This is a genomic window from Candidatus Chloroploca asiatica (assembly GCF_002532075.1).
Lineage (GTDB): Bacteria > Chloroflexota > Chloroflexia > Chloroflexales > Chloroflexaceae > Chloroploca > Chloroploca asiatica.
Window position 1 is genome coordinate 1 of the sequence record NZ_LYXE01000047.1, and the last position, 1,033, is coordinate 1,033.

Genomic DNA, 1,033 nt, shown 5'->3' on the forward strand with positions numbered 1-1,033 from the left:
TGAGCAATTCCTGGAGCGTGTCGAACCAGCCCGCCAGCCAGGTCTGGCAGAGGAACGGTCGTTGCCCGGGATACGCCACCAGGTGGATGTCGCGCAGAAAGAGCAAGAACATGCGCCGGTCGAACTCGTCGACCGGTTGATGGCGGATGACGAACTGGTCGCCGAGCATGACCTCGTAGGTGCCGTCATCGCGCACCCGTCCGCTGGCCGTCGGTTTGGGCGGGCGAGGCGTCGCGGCCGCCCCGAGCAGGGAGCCACCGGTCAGGCCAAGCATCTGGCCGAGCAGGTGCCCACCGAGGCCGAGCAGCAGGGCCAGGTGGAGGTCGGCCAGGGTCTGGCGCAGCCAGCGGCCGCTGGGGTGCTGCGCCCACTGCGGCCAGACGAGCACCGTGAGCGTGAGCAGCCAGCGCACGAGCGGCAGGCTGGCCAGCCCGAGCAGGGCGGTGGGGGGGCGCGTGCCAAGGAGGAGCAGGAGCAGCAGGCTCGTTTGGCAGAGTACCGGGGGCAGGGTGCGGCGGAGAACCGCCCCGGCGCCGCGGAGCGTCGGGGCGACGGGATGGAAATGGCGGCGGCGGCAGCGGATCCGGCGCACCGAGCACGCCACGGCGAGCGGCACGGCGAGCCGTTCGGCTCCGTACCCGGTGCTTGTCACGAGCAGGAGGGGCAGCAGGGCCAGCGCCAGCAGGCGGACGATCCGCCGCTGCTGCCGTCGGGTCAGGGGGTCGAAGATGGTATGATACATAAACGCCAGCCTTTCGGGTGGGCATACGTGGTCGTGTCAGGTAACACTCCATGTACACCCTTCCGTGAAGGTTGGCAAGTTTATACCCAAGCAGAAACGGCGGTCAGGCCGGAATAACGAAGCGCCCTGGTAACGGGGCGCGTCCTGATGCCACTGCGTAGTCCCTAATGTGTATCGGTCTCCACGACGAGACCGTTACGACTTGGGGACTACGTCTGCCAGGCCCTCTGGGGGCCAGCCGAGCAACTGCCCCCGACAGAGTTGGGCCATCGGGAGCGTGCGCACGTCGTA

Annotated in this window: 1 protein-coding gene; it reads right to left on the bottom strand. The window is 68.3% G+C overall.

Annotated elements, in window-relative coordinates; genetic code table 11:
- Positions 1 to 742: hypothetical protein (locus A9Q02_RS04350; RefSeq protein WP_141508698.1), on the bottom strand; the 742-nt coding region annotated here is incomplete at its 3' end.
- Positions 743 to 1,033 lie beyond the last annotated feature (291 nt).